At 42.8% G+C, this 18,047-nt stretch carries 22 protein-coding genes; 14 read left to right on the top strand and 8 right to left on the bottom strand.

All coding sequences use genetic code 11. The features are described from left to right. Positions 1-15: 15 nt before the first annotated feature. The 4 genes from ACZ07B_RS07480 to aprX form a co-directional block, all read right to left on the bottom strand. The gene (locus ACZ07B_RS07480) at positions 16-1,233 is read right to left on the bottom strand and encodes a cytochrome P450 family protein (protein ID WP_080529341.1); all 1,218 of its coding nucleotides are present in this window, start codon (positions 1,231-1,233) and stop codon (positions 16-18) included. Positions 1,234-1,463: 230 nt separating this feature from the next. Next, on the bottom strand, positions 1,464-1,820 hold the full coding sequence (locus ACZ07B_RS07475; protein ID WP_464877067.1) for a hypothetical protein: 357 nt from the start codon (positions 1,818-1,820) through the stop codon (positions 1,464-1,466). Positions 1,821-1,898: 78 nt separating this feature from the next. Then, a complete protein-coding gene (locus ACZ07B_RS07470) occupies positions 1,899-2,723 on the bottom strand; it encodes an MBL fold metallo-hydrolase (protein ID WP_072175690.1) in 825 nt (274 codons plus the stop codon). A 110-nt stretch (positions 2,724-2,833) separates the two neighbouring features. After that, complete coding sequence (aprX, locus tag ACZ07B_RS07465; protein WP_042975826.1) at positions 2,834-4,162, bottom strand: serine protease AprX; 1,329 nt, start codon at positions 4,160-4,162, stop codon at positions 2,834-2,836. A 224-nt stretch (positions 4,163-4,386) separates the two neighbouring features. Here aprX and ACZ07B_RS07460 point away from each other — a divergent pair, with 224 nt between their 5' ends. The 3 genes from ACZ07B_RS07460 (at position 4,387) to ACZ07B_RS07450 (ending at position 6,129) form a co-directional block, all read left to right on the top strand. Next, positions 4,387-4,620, top strand: coding sequence for a hypothetical protein (locus ACZ07B_RS07460; protein WP_014476869.1), 234 nt, complete (start codon positions 4,387-4,389; stop codon positions 4,618-4,620). A 279-nt stretch (positions 4,621-4,899) separates the two neighbouring features. Then, positions 4,900-5,607: a poly-gamma-glutamate hydrolase family protein gene (locus ACZ07B_RS07455; protein WP_268549413.1), complete on the top strand. Its 708-nt coding sequence runs from the start codon at positions 4,900-4,902 to the stop codon at positions 5,605-5,607. Between the two features lie 69 nt (positions 5,608-5,676). After that, on the top strand, positions 5,677-6,129 hold the full coding sequence (locus ACZ07B_RS07450; RefSeq protein ID WP_003231775.1) for an OsmC family protein: 453 nt from the start codon (positions 5,677-5,679) through the stop codon (positions 6,127-6,129). A gap of 13 nt (positions 6,130-6,142) precedes the next feature. Here ACZ07B_RS07450 and ebrB read toward each other — a convergent pair whose 3' ends face one another. The 3 genes from ebrB to ACZ07B_RS07435 all read right to left on the bottom strand — a co-directional run bounded on the left by ebrB (position 6,143) and on the right by ACZ07B_RS07435 (position 7,243). Next, complete coding sequence (gene ebrB / locus ACZ07B_RS07445; protein WP_217019611.1) at positions 6,143-6,496, bottom strand: multidrug efflux SMR transporter subunit EbrB; 354 nt, start codon at positions 6,494-6,496, stop codon at positions 6,143-6,145. Between the two features lie 13 nt (positions 6,497-6,509). Further along, entirely contained in the window at positions 6,510-6,827 is a 318-nt protein-coding gene (gene ebrA, locus ACZ07B_RS07440) for a multidrug efflux SMR transporter subunit EbrA (protein WP_015483253.1), read from the bottom strand. 134 nt (positions 6,828-6,961) lie between these two features. Next, a complete protein-coding gene (locus ACZ07B_RS07435; RefSeq protein ID WP_014664059.1) occupies positions 6,962-7,243 on the bottom strand; it encodes a hypothetical protein in 282 nt (93 codons plus the stop codon). Positions 7,244-7,331: 88 nt separating this feature from the next. Between ACZ07B_RS07435 and ACZ07B_RS07430 the strand changes: the two genes are divergently transcribed. From ACZ07B_RS07430 to ACZ07B_RS07390, 9 genes are all read left to right on the top strand, one after another. Further along, positions 7,332-7,745: a YmaF family protein gene (locus ACZ07B_RS07430; RefSeq protein WP_003231769.1), complete on the top strand. Its 414-nt coding sequence runs from the start codon at positions 7,332-7,334 to the stop codon at positions 7,743-7,745. A gap of 99 nt (positions 7,746-7,844) precedes the next feature. Continuing rightward, complete coding sequence (gene miaA / locus ACZ07B_RS07425) at positions 7,845-8,789, top strand: tRNA (adenosine(37)-N6)-dimethylallyltransferase MiaA (RefSeq protein WP_003245569.1); 945 nt, start codon at positions 7,845-7,847, stop codon at positions 8,787-8,789. Between the two features lie 39 nt (positions 8,790-8,828). After that, complete coding sequence (gene hfq, locus ACZ07B_RS07420; protein ID WP_003221097.1) at positions 8,829-9,050, top strand: RNA chaperone Hfq; 222 nt, start codon at positions 8,829-8,831, stop codon at positions 9,048-9,050. Positions 9,051-9,245: 195 nt separating this feature from the next. Continuing rightward, the gene (locus tag ACZ07B_RS07415) at positions 9,246-9,518 is read left to right on the top strand and encodes a YmzC family protein (RefSeq protein WP_014479841.1); all 273 of its coding nucleotides are present in this window, start codon (positions 9,246-9,248) and stop codon (positions 9,516-9,518) included. 81 nt (positions 9,519-9,599) lie between these two features. Next, positions 9,600-9,830 carry a hypothetical protein gene (locus ACZ07B_RS07410; protein ID WP_003245262.1) on the top strand — a complete coding sequence of 77 codons (231 nt, stop codon included), beginning with the start codon at positions 9,600-9,602 and terminating at the stop codon, positions 9,828-9,830. Between the two features lie 243 nt (positions 9,831-10,073). Next, the gene (gene nrdI, locus ACZ07B_RS07405; protein ID WP_003231758.1) at positions 10,074-10,466 is read left to right on the top strand and encodes a class Ib ribonucleoside-diphosphate reductase assembly flavoprotein NrdI; all 393 of its coding nucleotides are present in this window, start codon (positions 10,074-10,076) and stop codon (positions 10,464-10,466) included. After that, positions 10,426-12,528, top strand: a complete 2,103-nt coding sequence (gene nrdE / locus ACZ07B_RS07400) for a class 1b ribonucleoside-diphosphate reductase subunit alpha (protein WP_038828297.1) — start codon at positions 10,426-10,428, stop codon at positions 12,526-12,528. Before nrdI ends, nrdE begins: the two co-directional genes overlap by 41 nt. Positions 12,529-12,545: 17 nt before the next feature. Further along, entirely contained in the window at positions 12,546-13,535 is a 990-nt protein-coding gene (nrdF, locus tag ACZ07B_RS07395; RefSeq protein ID WP_003231754.1) for a class 1b ribonucleoside-diphosphate reductase subunit beta, read from the top strand. A gap of 49 nt (positions 13,536-13,584) precedes the next feature. Continuing rightward, on the top strand, positions 13,585-14,205 hold the full coding sequence (locus ACZ07B_RS07390; RefSeq protein WP_003245105.1) for a hypothetical protein: 621 nt from the start codon (positions 13,585-13,587) through the stop codon (positions 14,203-14,205). Between the two features lie 63 nt (positions 14,206-14,268). Here ACZ07B_RS07390 and cwlC read toward each other — a convergent pair whose 3' ends face one another. Beyond that, complete coding sequence (gene cwlC / locus ACZ07B_RS07385; RefSeq protein ID WP_024572443.1) at positions 14,269-15,036, bottom strand: sporulation-specific N-acetylmuramoyl-L-alanine amidase; 768 nt, start codon at positions 15,034-15,036, stop codon at positions 14,269-14,271. Between the two features lie 642 nt (positions 15,037-15,678). Between cwlC and spoVK the strand changes: the two genes are divergently transcribed. Next, the gene (gene spoVK / locus ACZ07B_RS07380; protein ID WP_003231746.1) at positions 15,679-16,647 is read left to right on the top strand and encodes a stage V sporulation protein K; all 969 of its coding nucleotides are present in this window, start codon (positions 15,679-15,681) and stop codon (positions 16,645-16,647) included. A gap of 132 nt (positions 16,648-16,779) precedes the next feature. Further along, positions 16,780-18,042 (top strand): GTPase HflX, encoded by a 1,263-nt coding sequence (gene hflX / locus ACZ07B_RS07375; RefSeq protein WP_217002364.1) that lies wholly within the window; start codon positions 16,780-16,782, stop codon positions 18,040-18,042. Positions 18,043-18,047 lie beyond the last annotated feature (5 nt).

Here is an 18,047-nt window from a genome sequence, read left to right as displayed (position 1 = left end):
GGGGCGTTTTGAATATTATTTTGAAAGTGAAACAGGGAGACTTTCTAATCCTCTTAAAAAGACATTTTTTCTCCATTGAATGTCATCAGGTGCAACCGCAAGTTCAATATCAGGAAATCTCTTCAAAAGTGCGTTAAATGCAATGTGGCCTTCCAGCCTGGCAAGAGGCGCTCCTAAGCAGAAATGAATGCCAAAACCGAAAGAAATATGTCTGTTAGGCGACCGATTTATATTTAATATTTCGGGGTTCTCAAAAAAATTCGGGTCGCGATTGGCAGATCCAATGCCTATAAAAATCATGTCTCCTCTTTTGATCGAATGCCCCTTATATGTAAAGTCTTCGATGGCCCACCGATTTGCCATCATAACGACAGGTGAGGTGTATCGCAGCAATTCTTCAACCGCTGTAGCGATCATTTCAGGCTGCTGCTTGAGCTTCTCACATTCCTTCTTGTGCTGCAGCAATGCGAGGGTGCCTGAGCCGAGTAAGTTAACAGTCGTCTCAAGGCCGGCTACAACGAGCAAGAACAGCATCGAATAGAGCTCTTTTTCGCTTAACTTGCTGCCGTTTTCCTCAGCATGCACAAGTTTGCTGATTAAATCGTCTTTTGGCTTTATCCTTCTGTCATGGATCAGCTTGGCGATATAATCTTTAAATTCACGAAGAGCCTGATTTGTCAGCTCTCTATTACCTTCAGAGGTATCAACCATCGCATTGGTCCAGATTTGAAACTGTGACCGATCTTCTTTTGGGATTCCCATCAATTCAGATATAACAATAAAAGGCAAAGGGGAAGCGAAGGATTTCATGATATCCGCTTTATTTTCTTTTTCCATTTCATCTAAAAGCTGTTCAGCAATTTGTTCAATGCTGCCGCGCAGATTTTCAATGGTTCGGGGAGTAAATGCTTGATGAACAAGTGATCTCAGGCGGGTATGGTCAGGTGTGTCTTTTGCCAGCATATGATCGGATACAAAATCGATATCTTCACTAACGTTGAGCATTTTGATTTGTTCTTGGTTCATCACATTTTTTACGTCTCTTGTAATTCGATTGTCTTTTAAAAAGGCCATACAATCATCGTATCGGGTAATTAACCAGGCCGGATATGTGGCTCCGAACCGTTTTAATTCAAATCGGTGAATGGGCTCTTCCTCTCTAAATCGTCCTAAAACTGAAAAAGGATTGTGATGAAACTCTTTACCATGCGGATGAAACATCAATTTTTCCATTTGCATTCTCCTCGCCTAATAAGGTAAATAGATGAATCAAATTGCTGAATTAGTTTACAAAAAACAGAATGATTTGAAATGTAATCCTGTCTCTAAAACTATATATCTATTTTAGGAGTCATTCAATAGGGTGAAGAACGAAAAAAGTGAAAAAACGGCTCGATATAAAGCAGCGCCTTTGAACGAAAGCTCAAAGGCGCTACGCTGTATTATTTTGATGAAAGTGACTTTCAGCTGTGCTGGATATCAATTGTATATACTGCACGATCTGTTACGACCTTCAATCCTTCGTTTTCTTGGTGAATATGAATGTCACCTAATAAAGGAATCTCATAGGCATTTTGCGGAAGCGGTACGTTTCCGTCCTCAGTGAATGTTGTTCCTTCGCCTTCTAAAACGAGCTCTTCTTTCGCAACATAATCATCAGGATGATTCGTACTGCGTATAGCCACTTTTTGAAGGTGGAGAACAATCTGATCCAAGTCTGATATCTCTGCATTATGGGTCAATTCACCTTTTCTAATATCAAGCGTCTGGCCGACTTTTGATTCCAGCCATTGAGAAAGCTGTGTATTCGTGTGTGCCATCAATATTCCTCCTTTTGATCTACACGATACTATTCCCAATTGCTGCATCTTTTACACGGAAAAGAGCCGCCTCACTCTTTATGTATGAAACAATTCGCTGTTGAGAGCCTTGATATAGCGTACGGCAGAACGCTGGACCGCTTCGCCGGCATTTTCTTTGACAACTTTAGAAAAAGCATTGTAAAGCCGGTTGAATTGAAGCGGTTTTACTTTGGCTGCTATTTCTTCAACTTTGGAGGCGGGAAGGGGAATGAGATTTGGGTAGCTGTACATAAAGCTGACCCAGTTTCGGTCCGCCGCAACCGTAATGATATCTCCGGTCAATAGACAGCCTTTCCCTTCATTGCCCTTGCTCCAATGCAAAACAGCACCGCCTTTAAAATGTCCGCCCAGTCGGTAAAGGTCCAGTCCCGGCTTCACGTTGAGCGTTTCCCCTGACCAGAAGTGAATGTGATTGCTTGGCCTTGTCACCCATTCTTTATCATCCTCATGGATATAGATCGGCGCCTGAAACGCTTCAGCCCATTCAACCTGAGTAGAGTAATAATGTGGATGAGACAAGGCGATGGCTTGAATACCGCCTAATTCGTTGATTTGGTCAATTGTCTTTTGGTCAAGATATGTCATGCAATCCCACAGCACATTGAAGCCCTTATGCTGGATAAGATGGGCTGTTTGTCCGATCGCAAACTCTGGTTCAGTTTTGATGCTGTAAAGATGCTCTTCTTCCTTTTGGAGGATGTTTTGAAGGTTTCCTTTCTCACGCATGTCTTCAAGGGTTGTCCAAGTTTGTCCATCGGGATGAATATACTGTCTTTCATCCTCGCAAATCAGACACGAGTTGGGCGGATCTACAGTCTGTGCATGTTGCACACCGCATGTATTGCAGATATAATATGGCACTTTCTTCACTTCCCTCATCTATTTTCCATTATTTTACCTTATTATTATGAATATTCAAACACTAAACCGGCAGTTCTGCTGAGAGAGAATTGCCGGCTTTTTGGTGCTTTTTATTGGCCGGGGACGGAATTTTCTGCGTTGACAGCGCCCGCTCCGTAAATATTCGGATCTTCATCTTTCCATTTGTCCGTGCCGTTTTTCAAAAGCTCTTTTACTTCATCAGGGGTAAGATCCGGGTTTTGCTGAAGAATTAAAGCTGCGATTCCTGCGCAAATCGGTGTTGCCATCGAGGTTCCTGACATTGTAAAGTACTGAGACCCTACACGGCTTGACTTTTGGAGCTTATCAATATAAGAATTCGGAGAGCGAAGGGAAATAATATTAACACCCGGCGCTAAAATATCGGGCTTTTCTTTCCCGTATACTGTCGGGCCGCGGCTTGAGAAGGAAGCGACAGTATCATCATCGCTGCTTGCGGTATTGTTATCGTCAAGCGCACCTACTGTAATCACCTTTTCGCTCACGCCCGGGCTTGCAATGGTCTGCGAATCAGGGCCTGAGTTTCCGGCAGCGACACAGACGACAATCCCTGCGTTCCACGCTTCTTCAACCGCTCTGACTAACGGATCTTCCTGTTCATGATCATATCTAAGGGCATCGCCCCCGAGCGACATGCTAATAATATCAATCGGTTCATCGGGGTTGTCCTCATTGTATTGAATACACCACTCAACACCCTCTATAATATCTGCTAACGTTCCTGAACCCTGCTTGTTTAATACCTTTACGCCGATGAGATTGGCTTCCGGTGCAGGTCCGCGGTATTGGCCGGAAGAGGATGCGCCGCTGCTTGCAACATCACCTGCACAGTGTGTGCCATGACCATTATCATCGTACGGCTCTGTTTTTTGATTGACCATGTCCGCGAATCCGATAATTCTGCCTTCTAGATCAGGATGCGGGTAGATTCCTGTATCGACAACAGCGACAGTAACACCTTTTCCTGTCAGGGTTTGCCCGTTTCTGACGACTTCCTTCGCATGGCTTGCTTCGGTTGCCGTGTCTAAAAGCGCTTTGACTTCGCGGTTTAAATACACTTTACGGATATTGCTGCATTCAGAGAGAAGGGAATGTAATGCTGAAGGAGTAACCTCGGCGCTGCAGCAGTTGATTTTGTTGAAGCGGCTTTTTAGCTTGCTGCGTTTTTCTTTTTGCAGCACCTCTCCAGCCATTTGAAAGCCGGTCTCGTGACAGCCTTCCTCAAATTCGATAATGACTGACATTTTTTTTCTGTTTTGCAATTTGGTTTCGAAAAATTTATGCAAGAAGCAAGGAGTCCATTTGAAGGGCTTGTAAAGCTGCAATACGGTTTCCCGTAACGGCCAATCTAGCTTGTGAGCATTTGCTCTCACCATTTGTACCATAGAGTACCCAAACATGTATTTTCCTCCTATTATAAGGTTCTCTGTATACTCTATGAACAGATGATAGGTTTGGTAAGTTTGTTTGTCCTCTATAAGAGACAGACAAGAGTTTGTTTTTCTGAATCTTTCGCATTAGATACAATAGATTCAGAAGTTGAGGAAATCATTGGGGATTGAAAAAGAACGTTTGTTCGTAATATAATGTGATCATATCAAACTGGGAAGGGGAGAGCAACCGTATGAATTTCTACTTGCACCGATCTTTGGAAAGCCAAATGCCAATCAGCATTATATATATGAAGAAAGACGGAACGATTAGTAAAAGAACGATTATTGTAAGACAGAAAAGCAAAACGAAAATCAAAGCATTTTGTTTTTCGAAACAACAGATCAGAACATTTTTATTGGACTCTATCCTCTCCTGTGACTTTGTGAGAACAAATAAGCAAAATCTCTATTCTGCAGGCCGGTAACAGCTGTCCGTCTCAGCAATCGGGCAGCCTGTTACTAAAACCCTCCTTAAACCTATATACATTTATTTGCCAAGTGAGGTTGTTCCTACCTTTTTTGTCTTTCCTCTCAACCTTTTTTCACTCTTATTTGAAATGAACCGCTAATAACCGTGACAATCAATTGATTTTTTGAAACCGGGAACTTTTTCACTGATGATATTGTGTATACAATGGTAAGATAAAACCTATTGGCTAAACCTCATATAATGAACCGCGCCATTCTTATGAAAGGAGTTAAACATGAGAAGATTTTTACTAAATGTCATATTAGTCTTAGCCATTGTCTTGTTCTTGAGATATGTTCATTACTCATTGGAACCTGAACCATCAAATCAGCCAGATACATATTCAAATTTCAGCAGCTTGGCAAAGAATGAGAGCCCAGCCGATTACGATATTTCATATAATGAGAAAAAAGGAAGCAAAGTCTTAATTATGTCTCCGCATGGCGGAAGAATTGAAGGCGGAGTAAGTGAGCTTGTTCGTTATTTCAATAATGAATACTCTACATACCTGTTTGAAGGGTTGAAGTCCCACGATAACCAAACGCTGCACATTACAAGCACCAACTTTGATGAGCCATTGGCAAAAAAGAAAATCAAGGAGCATCAATATGTGGTGGCTTTTCACGGATATAAAGGGGAGAACAAGAATACGCTTGTAGGGGGAACAGACCGAAAGCGGGCGAAAATGATTGTGAGAGCCCTTGAGCGGAGAGGGTTTTCCGCTGAGTTAGCGTCGTCTAAAAGCGGTCTTGCTGGATTGAATGCCGAAAACATTAATAACCAAGGGGAAACGGGGCTAAGTATCCAGCTGGAAATCAGCCGTGAGCAGCGAGAAGCATTTTTTGATGATTTTTATTATAAAAATAGAAAATACACAAAGAATAGTGAATTTTATGCTTATGTCAGTGCGATCAAAGGTGTCCTGGAAAAAGAGTATTCGTAACAAGCAGATCAGAAGACAAAATAAGAGAAGATCAGTAGACTGAAATAGGATAAAAAGGGAGGCAAAACAATGGCAGATCATCATTTTTATTTAAAAGCGAATTGGCCGGGTAACCGCAATGATGTCGGTACGATCGAAAGCGGAAACCTGATCACATCGATTTCCATTCCTAAAGAAATGGATGGCCCGGGAGAAGGGACCAACCCAGATGAAATGCTTCTCGGGGCGGCAGCGACCTGTTACATTATTACACTTGCGGCGATGATGGAGAGAAGCGGGCTGGAAAAAGAAGACTTACAGATGGAGTCAGAAGGCATTGTCGACGTCACAAAAGGAGTCTTTACATACAAAAAGATCATTCACCGTCCCTCTGTCGTGCTTAAACATGATGCTTCACAAGACGACGTCGCATTGGCGCACAAGCTTTGTAAAAAAGCGGAGTCGTCATGCATGATTTCGCGTGCAATTCAAGGAAATGTCGAGCTGCAGCTTGAAGCCTCTGTGAAACTGGGTGGAGAATAAAGAAAACAGACGGTCACTCACAGACCGTCTGTTTTTTATCTTCAGGGTGGGCTTTCGATTGATTTAGCACGACCACGCCTGCAATGACAAGCGTGAGACCGAATACACCTTTTAAACTGATGGTTTCGCCAAAAAGCAAAAACCCGACAATTGCTGTAAGCGCGGTACCGACGCCCGACCATGTTGCATACGCGCTTGATAAGTCAATTGTTTTTAAAGAAAAGCTTAGAAACGTAAAAGCAGAAAGAAATCCGACTATGACTCCGGCAATGGGCCAGGCTTGTGTAAATCCTTCTGAAAGCTTCAGCATCGTGCTCCCAAACACTTCAGATACAATGGCGAGAGCCAAATAAAGCAATCCTCTCATCTTCATCACTCCTTTACTGCCAATTAAGTAACACGACCCCTGATAGTAATAAAAGAATCCCGATAAGCCCTTTGGCATTCAGATCTTCCTTGAACCATTTTACTCCGATCACTGTCGTCAGCACCGTGCCCGCCCCGCTCCAAGTCGCATAGGAGAGGCTCAGGGGAATATGGTTTAAAGTCAGAGACAGCATATAAAAGGCGAGGGAATAGCCAATAACGACCAAAGCACTTGGCTTCCACTTTTTGAAGCCATCAGATACTTTCAGCATGGCTGCTCCTATCGATTCCGAACATATGGCAATCGTGAGGAATATATATCCTATCAACATCATGAATTCTCCTCACTATATTTTTAGATTAGAAAAAACTTCAGCTAGAAAAATATTAGTGTATGCCTATGTATGAGTCAAGAGATTCATTTTCACACCCTTAAAAAGACCCCTTTTTAAGGGGTCTTTTGCGTTTAATAATAATAAGGGAACGGGGCATACGGATAATAGGGGTATCCGCCATACAAATAAGGATTAAATAAAGCGCTTCCTATAAGCCCGCCTGCAAGGCCGCCGATAAACGGTCCTCCAAAAAATCCGAATGGCCGGCCAAAACCAAATCCATAACCAAATCCGGGTCTTCCAAACCCGTAACCGAACCCGAATGGTCTTCCAAACCCAAATGGTCTCCCGAATCCGAACGGTCTTCCAAATATTCTTGTATCTTCAGGGCTGAAATTTTCTAACTCGTTCATGTTTTCTTTCCTCCTGTAATAAAGTGTAGATGATGCAGTGTATTCACCCTGCCCGGATTTGATTGGGCGAATCGAGGAAAAGGAGGATGTGAACACATTGGGCCTGTATCAGTCTGACTGGTCAAAAGCACCGCCCCACGCACATGCTTATCATGTCAAAACAACGAGAGAACAGGGCCATTATCATCTCATTGAAGGGTTTACTCAGCCGGCAAACGGATCAAATACCGATCAGCATACACATTACTATACAGGGATCACTTCATTTGAAAACGGCCATTTTCATCGGTATTACGGAATCTCAGGGCCGGCGATTCCCTTAGCAGATGGCACACATTATCATGAAATCGAAGAAACGACGTATCTGGCCTATAACGAGCCGATTGAGATCCAGTACGGAGGGGTTGTGTACGATCCCGGAGATGACAGAAGAAAAACGCATCGTCATACCCTGAAAGGAAAGACAAGGGAAATTGTCGGCAATGAGCCGCTCGGCTGGTAGAAGGATGTTTACCGATGCAAAAAAAGGGCAAAATGGATAGGTGGTTGTCCATGTTGAATGCTATAATGGGGGGAGATTTATAAAAGAGAGTGATACATATTGAATAATACGAAGCAGCCCGTTGTCATTTTAGTCGGACCGACGGCAGTGGGGAAAACCAATTTAAGTATTCAGCTAGCCAAATCCTTAAACGCGGAAATTATCAGCGGAGATTCGATGCAGATTTATAAAGGGATGGATATTGGAACAGCTAAAATTACCGAACAGGAGATGGAGGGAGTGCCCCATCATCTGATTGACATTTTAGATCCCCAAGACTCTTTCTCTACTGCCGATTATCAAAGCTTAGTAAGAAATAAAATCAGCGAGATTGCAAATAGAGGAAAGCTTCCGATGATTGTCGGCGGTACAGGGCTTTATATACAATCTGTGCTTTACGATTATACATTTACGGAAGAGGCAAATGATCCCGTGTTTCGAGAGAGCATGCAAATGGCTGCTGAGCGGGAAGGCGCTGACTTTCTTCATGCCAAACTTGCTGCAGCAGATCCCGAGGCAGCAGCTGCGATTCATCCGAATAATACAAGAAGAGTCATTCGCGCACTGGAAATTTTACATACGTCCGGAAAAACGATGTCCCAGCATTTGAAGGAACAAAAACGAGAACTTCTGTACAATGCAGTGTTAATTGGCCTGACAATGGATAGAGACACGCTTTACGAAAGAATTAATCAGCGGGTCGATTTGATGATGCAGTCAGGCCTTCTTCCCGAAGTGAAACGCTTATACGACAAGAACGTGAGAGACTGTCAATCAATACAGGCGATAGGCTATAAAGAGCTGTATGCATATTTTGACGGTTTTGTGACACTTTCCGATGCTGTCGAACAGCTAAAGCAGAACTCGAGGCGGTATGCGAAACGCCAGCTGACGTGGTTTCGCAACAAAATGCAGGTCACATGGTTCGATATGACACCGCCTGTTGATATGGAGCTGAAAAAAAAGGAAATTTTCACACATATAGCAGGAAAACTCGAACTTTAATCGAAACTGTATGATATAGAGAATCAAGGAGGACGAAACATGAAACCGATTAATATTCAGGATCAGTTTTTGAATCAAATCCGGAAAGAAAATACGTATGTCACTGTTTTTTTGCTGAACGGCTTTCAGTTGCGGGGCCAGGTGAAAGGCTTTGATAACTTTACCGTATTGTTGGAATCGGAAGGTAAGCAGCAGCTTATATATAAACATGCGATCTCAACGTTTGCGCCGCAAAAAAACGTCCAGCTTGAACTCGAATAGATCAAAAAATGCCATGTCAAGACATGAGGAAAGGCTGCCGGGGGTTCCCGGCGGCCATTTTTAACATGAATCCACTTTTGCTCCAAGCTTTTTGTGTAAGCTGACCATGCCAAGGCACGGTCTTTTTTTATGAGAACAACATACGGAAGTGAAAATGGTATATTATGTATAAAATGAATTTGGGAGTGATCGACCTTGTTTGAAAGTGAAGCAGAACTGAGACGAATCAGGATTGCACTTGTATGGATAGCTGTCTTTTTACTGTTCGGGGCGTGCGGGAATCAAGATACCATTATTGAAACAGACAGCGGCAATTCAGACTATGAAACGCCTCAGCCCACCTCGTTTCCACTTGAACATAACCATTTTGGCGTTATGGAGGACGGCTATATCAAAATTTATGAGTATAATGAGTCCCGCAATGAGGTAAAGCTGAAGAAAGAATACGCGGATGATGAGCTTGAATAAAATTCACAAGCATTCGAATTTACAAAGCGGATTCCAGCCGCTAAACTAAATACAGACACAGATCAAACAGAGGGTGAAAACATGAAGCATAAAGTGATCGTGAATCATTGGGAAGAAATTTGCGAAGATGATTCTTGCTATGAATACGGAACAAGTATCATTGTGAACGGAAAAGAATTAATCAGAGAAGCGTCAATTATCACTGCTTTGAAGGCGGTTTTAGAAGAGATCGGCGCGGATGTTGAAATAGAAGAAACAGTAGAGAGCGAAAAATGCTGTGATAGCTTAAGAAAAAAAAATCTAGACTACTAAGCAGTTTTTTTTCATGTTATGATAAACATCGGCTAAAAAACGACACCCCGAGTAGGACGAGAGATGATTCTCGTTCTGCTCTCTTTTTTGGGCCCTAATGAGTCTGCCCATTTGCCTGATTTGATCAAAATATGAATTTTTCATAAAAACGAATCTATATATTGTGTTTTTGCTAGAGGGTAGTATACTATATATAGTGTTAGTGATGAGAGATTCATATTTTTTGATAGGTCGTGATAAAACGTGGTACAAATCATATTTGATTCGAAAACAGGGAATGTTCAGCGGTTTGTGAATAAAACAGGCTTTCAGCAGATACGCAAGGTGGACGAAATGGACCACGTGGACACTCCGTTTGTTTTGGTCACCTACACGACAAACTTCGGCCAGGTACCGGCATCAACACAATCATTTCTCGAAAAATACGCCCATCTCTTATTAGGAGTCGCTGCGAGCGGCAACAAAGTATGGGGCGATAACTTTGCAAAAAGCGCCGATACCATTTCAAGACAATATCAGGTGCCGATCTTGCACAAATTTGAACTCAGCGGCACATCTAAAGACGTTGAATTGTTTACTCAGGAGGTAGAAAGAGTTGTCACAAAATCAAGTGCCAAAATGGATCCAGTTAAATAACGAAATCATGATCCAAAAAGATGGAAAATTCCAGTTTGATAAGGATAAAGAGGCTGTACATAGCTATTTTGTAGATTATATCAATCAAAACACAGTCTTCTTTCACGATTTAAAAGAGAAGCTGGATTATTTGGTTGAAAACCAATACTACGAAGAGGAATTCTTAAGCCTTTATTCTTTTGAAGACATTAAAGAAGTGTTTAAGACAGCTTACGCTAAGAAGTTTCGTTTTCCTTCCTTCATGAGTGCGTTTAAATTCTATAATGACTATGCTTTGAAAACGAATGACAAGAAAAAAATCCTCGAGCGTTATGAGGACCGGATCTCAATTGTTGCGCTGTTCTTCGCTAACGGCGACACTGAGAAAGCAAAAGAATATGTAAACCTGATGATCAATCAAGAATATCAGCCGAGCACACCGACATTTTTGAACGCCGGCAGAAAACGCCGCGGTGAACTTGTGAGCTGCTTCTTGCTCGAAGTTAATGATTCTTTAAATGACATTTCAAGAGCGATCGATATCTCCATGCAGCTTTCTAAGCTTGGCGGCGGGGTTTCTCTTAACCTGTCCAAGCTTCGCGCGAAAGGTGAAGCCATTAAAGATGTTGAGAATGCGACAAAAGGCGTTGTAGGCGTCATGAAGCTTCTTGATAACGCGTTCCGTTACGCTGACCAAATGGGACAAAGACAAGGATCCGGCGCGGCGTATTTAAACATTTTCCACCGCGATATCAATGATTTTCTTGATACGAAAAAGATTTCTGCGGATGAAGATGTGCGTGTCAAAACGCTTTCGATCGGTGTTGTCATTCCGGATAAGTTCGTTGAGCTTGCACGCGAGGACAAAGCGGCTTATGTATTCTACCCGCACACGATTTATAAAGAGTACGGCCAGCACATGGATGAGATGGACATGAACGAAATGTACGACAAGTTTGTCGACAACCCTCGGGTGAAAAAGGAAAAAATCAACCCGCGGAAACTGCTTGAAAAATTGGCGATGCTTCGTTCTGAATCAGGCTATCCATACATCATGTTCCAAGATAACGTCAATAAAGTGCATGCGAATAACCATATTTCCAAGGTCAAATTTTCTAACCTTTGCTCTGAAGTGCTGCAGGCATCTCAAGTTTCTTCATACACAGACTATGATGAAGAAGATGAAATCGGTCTGGATATCTCCTGCAACCTGGGTTCGCTTAACATTCTCAACGTCATGGAGCATAAATCAATCGAAAAGACAGTCAAGCTTGCGACAGACTCTTTAACACACGTTTCTGAAACAACTGACATCCGTAATGCGCCTGCTGTAAGACGGGCAAACAAAGCGATGAAATCAATCGGCCTCGGTGCTATGAACCTTCACGGCTACCTTGCGCAAAACGGCATTGCGTATGAAAGTCCGGAAGCGCGTGACTTTGCAAACACGTTCTTTATGATGGTGAACTTCTACTCCATCCAGCGTTCTGCGGAAATCGCAAAAGAGAAGGGCGAAACGTTTGATCAATATGAAGGCTCAACCTATGCGACAGGTGAATACTTTGACAAATACGTTTCTACTGATTTCTCACCGAAATACGAAAAAATCGCCAACCTGTTTGAGGGTATGCATATCCCGACGACAGAGGACTGGGAAAAGCTAAAAGCATTTGTCGCTGAACACGGCATGTATCACAGCTACAGATTATGCATTGCGCCGACAGGCTCTATCTCATACGTCCAATCAAGTACGGCGTCTGTTATGCCGATTATGGAACGAATTGAAGAACGAACATACGGCAACTCAAAAACGTACTACCCAATGCCTGGGCTTGCATCTAATAACTGGTTCTTCTATAAAGAAGCCTACGATATGGACATGTTCAAGGTTGTGGATATGATCGCCACTATCCAGCAGCACATTGATCAGGGAATCAGCTTTACATTGTTCTTAAAAGACACAATGACGACCCGTGATTTAAACCGAATCGATCTGTATGCACATCATAGAGGAATTAAAACCATTTACTATGCAAGAACGAAAGATACTGGGCAAGACAGCTGCCTTTCTTGTGTTGTTTGATTAAAGGAGAGTTTATAGTGACAAAAATTTATGACGCAGCAAACTGGTCAAAGCATGAAGACGATTTTACCCAAATGTTCTATAACCAAAACGTGAAACAGTTCTGGCTTCCGGAAGAGATTGCTTTAAACGGCGATCTCCTCACATGGAAGTACCTCGGAAAAAATGAGCAGGACACTTATATGAAGGTACTGGCCGGACTTACGCTTCTTGATACAGAGCAGGGGAATACGGGGATGCCGATTGTGGCTGAACACGTAGATGGCCACCAGCGGAAAGCGGTGCTGAACTTTATGGCGATGATGGAGAACGCTGTCCATGCGAAGTCGTACTCTAATATTTTCATGACCCTTGCACCGACTGAAACGATTAATGAAGTATTTGAATGGGTTAAACAAAATAAATATTTGCAGAAAAAAGCGCAAATGATTGTCGGGCTTTACAAAGCCATTCAAAAAGATGATGAAATTTCACTGTTCAAAGCGATGGTTGCTTCCGTCTATCTGGAAAGCTTCCTTTTCTACAGCGGTTTCTATTATCCGTTATATTTCTACGGACAAGGAAAACTGATGCAAAGCGGTGAGATCATTAACCTGATCCTTCGTGACGAAGCGATTCACGGCGTGTATGTCGGTCTCCTTGCTCAGGAAATTTATAATAAACAGACAGAAGAGAAAAAAGCAGAGCTTCGTGAATTTGCGATCGACCTTCTGAATCAGTTATATGAAAATGAGCTTGAGTATACAGAGGACTTGTACGATCAAGTCGGACTCTCACACGATGTAAAGAAATTCATCCGCTATAATGCGAATAAAGCGCTGATGAATCTTGGATTTGATCCATACTTCGAAGAGGAAGACATTAATCCGATCGTATTAAACGGATTAAACACAAAAACAAAATCGCATGACTTCTTCTCTATGAAGGGGAATGGTTATAAAAAAGCGACAGTTGAGCCGCTCAAAGATGATGACTTTTATTTTGAAGATGAAAAAGAGCAGATATAATATCTGCTCTTTTCGGCTTGAAGGTTCAAATGAGGAGGACGCAGTACCCATGGGAAAAATGGACGAAATGATTTTAGTTGCCCCGCGCGATGATGTGTTTAAGAAAGAAAGCTTAACCTTCCAGGGCGTGTACAGTGAAGATAGCAGAGTAGCCGAAATCATGGCTCAGATTGAAGCGGCCTATCGTGAAATGAGAAGAGGGGACGCAGAAGAAGATCCGCGTTTCAAGCAGCCGATACCTTATGTCGTCATTAAGCGTGAAGATGAAGTTTTTCTTTATGAGCGGCTGGCTGGCGGCGGTGAATCACGACTGCACAACAAGCTTTCTCTCGGCTTTGGCGGTCATATGAACGCCATCGAAGGGGCAGCTTCATTTGCTGAAGTCTTAAAGCTGAACACAGACCGTGAGCTTGAGGAAGAACTGCAAATAAATGAAGAAGATAAACAGGCGATTGTCACACTGGGATTGATCAATGATGATGAAAACAGTGTTGGCAAAGTGCATATCGGTATTCTTTCTGCGCTTCAATTAAAGCCTGGCGCACAAGTGGAAGTGAAGGAGAAAGAACAAATTGCGGGTAAATGGATGAAAGTTTCTGAATTAAAACAGGATGACATCTACAACCGTCTGGAAACATGGTCACAGTTTGTTGTTGATATTCTTGAATAAAAAAACCCGGTTTCTCGCGATGAGGAGCCGGGTTTTTTTATGAGACGCTCGTCCCCGTCTCGGCTATGATTCTAGGATCACAATAGCGTCAAAGCCGGCATTTTTCGCTCTGGCAGCGAGGGTGTCTGCATTGTCTTTGGATGAAAATGCGCCAATCTGCACTTTGTATAATCCGTCCTTTAAAAGGACAATCGAGTCAAAACCTTTGGCTTCGGCATTACTTGCGAGCGAGTCGGCATTCGCTTTGACTTTAAATGCGCCGATTTGAACCTTATATAACCCTGAGCTGGAAGTCTTTTTAAGGTTAAAGGCTTGCTCCAGCCCGTTTGCATGTCCTCTCGCTAAGCTTTGAATAAAACTGCTCGTTTTCAGCTTATTTGCATCGGCAACGGTATCAATGAAACCGTTCTCGGTCAAGAGGGCAGGCATTGCCGACTCCCTTAGGACGTGGAAGTTCGCTGTTTTTTTGCCGCGATCGGCAAAGTCGACAGCTTGTATCACTTCAGAGTGAATTGTCGATTGATAAGTTGTCGTCGGGGCTCCTACATCTGGATAAATATAGCTTTCAAAACCTGTGCCTCCCCCGGAATTAACGTGAATGGACAAAAAGAAATCTGCTCCCCAGTTATTTGCGGCATTTGTCCGGTCGTTTAAGCTGACATATTGGTCGCTTGTCCGGCTCAGCAGCAAAGAAACGCCTTCATATTCATTAGTTAATATCGTACGTAAGGCTAAAGCGATTTGCAGGGTTAACGTTTTTTCCTGAAGGCCATTACCTGTTGCGCCTGGATCAGACCCGCCATGGCCAGGATCAATAAAAATTTTAACCATTTTTCATCACCTCATTACAGGATATGAAAAAACACGGCTTCTGCTTGTACGATTATCATTCAACTGAAAAATGAGGAAATAACCCTTTCACATCCGGAAATTATTTCTCGGGAAAGCGCACAATTCAACATGAAGCGACAACAGATACGGTCCGACATGAAATCTGTGCATACGCCATATGTTTGTATGTACTATGGGTTCGGTTAACCTGCACTGATTCCTGCTGGTTTTAAGCTTTGCGTTCATATTAAATCAAGCATTTGAAACGTTAATTGATGAGAAAAACTCCTTTCATTAAAGACACCACTTTATAAATCGAAAAAAAGAAAGTAACACTTCAGGTATCTTACGGCGGGTAATACGCTTCATACAAAAAACAGCCCGTTGCATGAAAAAAGGATTGGCGAATGGAGAAAATAATGAGAAAGAAGCTCACTATAATACTCTGACAAAATGATTAAAAACAAAATATCATGGTTTGTCCACCCCATGTCCGTGAATACAATAAGAAATAAAGTATTTCTCGGGAAAGCGCAGGATTCCTTATTGTTCCCGAAAAAAGCAATTGTTTCGACACATGATAGGCGTTTGTCACAATCGGCATCCGCTTGAATATCATATAGAGAGAACAGAGAGGTGAAGATGTTGGAGCGCGCTGTGACTTATAAAAACAACGGACAGATCAACATTATTCTGAACGGGCAAAAGCAGGTGCTGACGAATGCTGAGGCAGAGGCGGAATATCAGGCTGCATTGCAAAAAAACGAAGCAAAGCACGGCATTTTGAAGGAAATCGAAAAAGAGATGAGCGCATTAGTTGGGATGGAGGAAATGAAACGCAACATCAAGGAAATATACGCCTGGATTTTTGTGAACCAAAAACGCGCGGAGCAAGGCTTGAAGGTTGGAAAGCAAGCGCTGCACATGATGTTTAAAGGAAATCCGGGAACGGGAAAAACGACGGTTGCACGGCTCATCGGCAAGCTGTTCTTTGAAATGAATGTCCTGTCAAAAGGCCACTTAATAGAAGCGGAGCGGGCTGACCTGGTCGGGGAGTATATCGGACACACCGCCCAAAAGACGAGAGATTTAATCAAAAAGTCATTAGGTGGCATTTTGTTTATAGACGAAGCCTACTCGCTGGCAAGAGGCGGCGAAAAGGACTTTGGGAAAGAAGCGATCGACACACTTGTAAAGCATATGGAAGACAAACAGCATGAGTTTATTTTGATACTCGCCGGATATTCACGGGAAATGGATCATTTTCTCTCGTTAAATCCCGGACTCCAATCAAGATTTCCCATCTCCATTGATTTTCCGGATTACTCTGTGACCCAGCTCATGGAGATTGCGAAACGAATGATCGATGAAAGGGAATACCAGCTCAGTCAAGAAGCTGAATGGAAATTGAAAGATTACTTAATGACAGTGAAAAGCACGACAAGTCCCATTAAATTCAGCAATGGACGTTTTGTCAGAAATGTGATCGAAAAATCGATCAGAGCACAAGCCATGAGGCTTTTAATGGGAGACCAATACTTAAAAAGCGACTTGATGACCATCAAAAGCCAAGATCTTTCCATTAAAGAAGAAGCATCTGGATCTGCATAGACCTCTCTGTTTTTGAGAGGTCTGTTTTTTGCTCGTATTTCCGCTTTTCAAAGCAATCGATTTGTGGTATACACATGCAGGGTTTGGTATGATAATACTACTGCCCAATATGCAAAAGAAAGGAACATCCATTTGAACGAACAAGAAACGATTCAGGAGAAAGCCATTTTAGTCGGATGTCAGCTGCCGCATATCACGGATGAGCATTTTGAAAATTCTATGGAAGAGCTAGCATCTCTGACAAAAACAGCAGACGGAAAAGTACTGACCAGCGTCACACAAAAACGGAACAGGGCTGACGCCGCTACATATATAGGAAAAGGGAAGGTAGAAGAGCTGAAGGCACTGGTGGAAGAGCTTGAAGCTGATCTCCTCATCTTTAATGATGAACTGTCGCCAAGTCAGCTGAAGTCATTGGCAACAGCAATTGAAGTGAAGATGATTGACCGCACGCAATTGATATTAGATATTTTTGCAAAGCGGGCGAGAACGAGAGAAGGCAAACTTCAAATTGAGCTGGCTCAGCTGCAATATGCACTGCCGCGTCTGACGGGACAAGGGATCAATCTCTCCCGGCAAGGCGGAGGAATTGGGGCAAGAGGTCCCGGAGAAACGAAATTGGAAACCGACCGCCGCCATATCAGAAATCGCATTCATGAAATCAACACACAGCTTTCCACTGTCATTCGCCATAGAAGCCGATACCGTGAAAGAAGAAAGAAAAACGGTGTGCTTCAAATTGCGCTTGTCGGCTATACAAACGCAGGGAAATCAACATGGTTCAACCGCCTGACGAGTGCTGACAGCTATGAAGAAGACCTCCTGTTTGCCACGCTCGATCCAATGACCAGAAAAATGGTCCTGCCAAGCGGCTACAGTGTTCTTCTTTCAGATACAGTAGGATTTATTCAGGATCTTCCGACGACATTGATTGCTGCATTCCGCTCAACGCTTGAGGAAGTAAAAGAAGCGGATTTGATCCTGCATTTAATTGATTCTTCAAATGAGGATTATGCGGGACATGAAAAAACAGTGCTTGGGCTTCTCGAGGAGCTTGAAGCAGATGATATCCCGATGCTGACGGCTTACAATAAACATGATCAAAAACTGCCTGATTTTATACCGTCCGCCGGAAGGGATCACATTATGGTCAGTGCGAAATTTGAGGACGACGCTGCAGCCTTTAAAGAAGCGATTCAGCGCTATTTGCGCCAAGAACTGTTAACGTCTTTTGAAGCACATGTGCCGGCAAGTGAAGGGAAGCTCCTTTCCAGAATCAAATCGGAAACGATGGTAGACCGCTTCTATTTTAATGAAGAAAATGAACAGTATGACATATCCGGCTATGTCCAAGAAGAGCAAAGTATCATCGGTGAATTAAAGAAGTATATGTAGGAAGG

The organism is Bacillus sp. 9.4 (assembly GCF_055486415.1).
The sequence above is the reverse complement of the archived record's forward strand: the minus strand, read 5'-3'. Positions and strand labels throughout refer to the sequence as shown.

Coding starts and splice junctions, on each gene's coding strand:
- ACZ07B_RS07460 (WP_014476869.1), top strand. CDS start 4,387: ATGAATTTCTACTTGCACCGATCTTTGGAAAGCCAAATGCCAATCAGC.
- ACZ07B_RS07390 (WP_003245105.1), top strand. CDS start 13,585: ATGGGAAAAATGGACGAAATGATTTTAGTTGCCCCGCGCGATGATGTG.
- ACZ07B_RS07450 (WP_003231775.1), top strand. CDS start 5,677: ATGGCAGATCATCATTTTTATTTAAAAGCGAATTGGCCGGGTAACCGC.
- ACZ07B_RS07410 (WP_003245262.1), top strand. CDS start 9,600: ATGAAGCATAAAGTGATCGTGAATCATTGGGAAGAAATTTGCGAAGAT.
- aprX (WP_042975826.1), bottom strand. CDS start 4,162: ATGTTTGGGTACTCTATGGTACAAATGGTGAGAGCAAATGCTCACAAG.
- ebrB (WP_217019611.1), bottom strand. CDS start 6,496: ATGAGAGGATTGCTTTATTTGGCTCTCGCCATTGTATCTGAAGTGTTT.
- ACZ07B_RS07455 (WP_268549413.1), top strand. CDS start 4,900: ATGAGAAGATTTTTACTAAATGTCATATTAGTCTTAGCCATTGTCTTG.
- ACZ07B_RS07435 (WP_014664059.1), bottom strand. CDS start 7,243: ATGAACGAGTTAGAAAATTTCAGCCCTGAAGATACAAGAATATTTGGA.
- hfq (WP_003221097.1), top strand. CDS start 8,829: ATGAAACCGATTAATATTCAGGATCAGTTTTTGAATCAAATCCGGAAA.
- ACZ07B_RS07475 (WP_464877067.1), bottom strand. CDS start 1,820: ATGGCACACACGAATACACAGCTTTCTCAATGGCTGGAATCAAAAGTC.
- spoVK (WP_003231746.1), top strand. CDS start 15,679: ATGTTGGAGCGCGCTGTGACTTATAAAAACAACGGACAGATCAACATT.
- ebrA (WP_015483253.1), bottom strand. CDS start 6,827: ATGTTGATAGGATATATATTCCTCACGATTGCCATATGTTCGGAATCG.
- cwlC (WP_024572443.1), bottom strand. CDS start 15,036: ATGGTTAAAATTTTTATTGATCCTGGCCATGGCGGGTCTGATCCAGGC.
- ACZ07B_RS07480 (WP_080529341.1), bottom strand. CDS start 1,233: ATGGAAAAATTGATGTTTCATCCGCATGGTAAAGAGTTTCATCACAAT.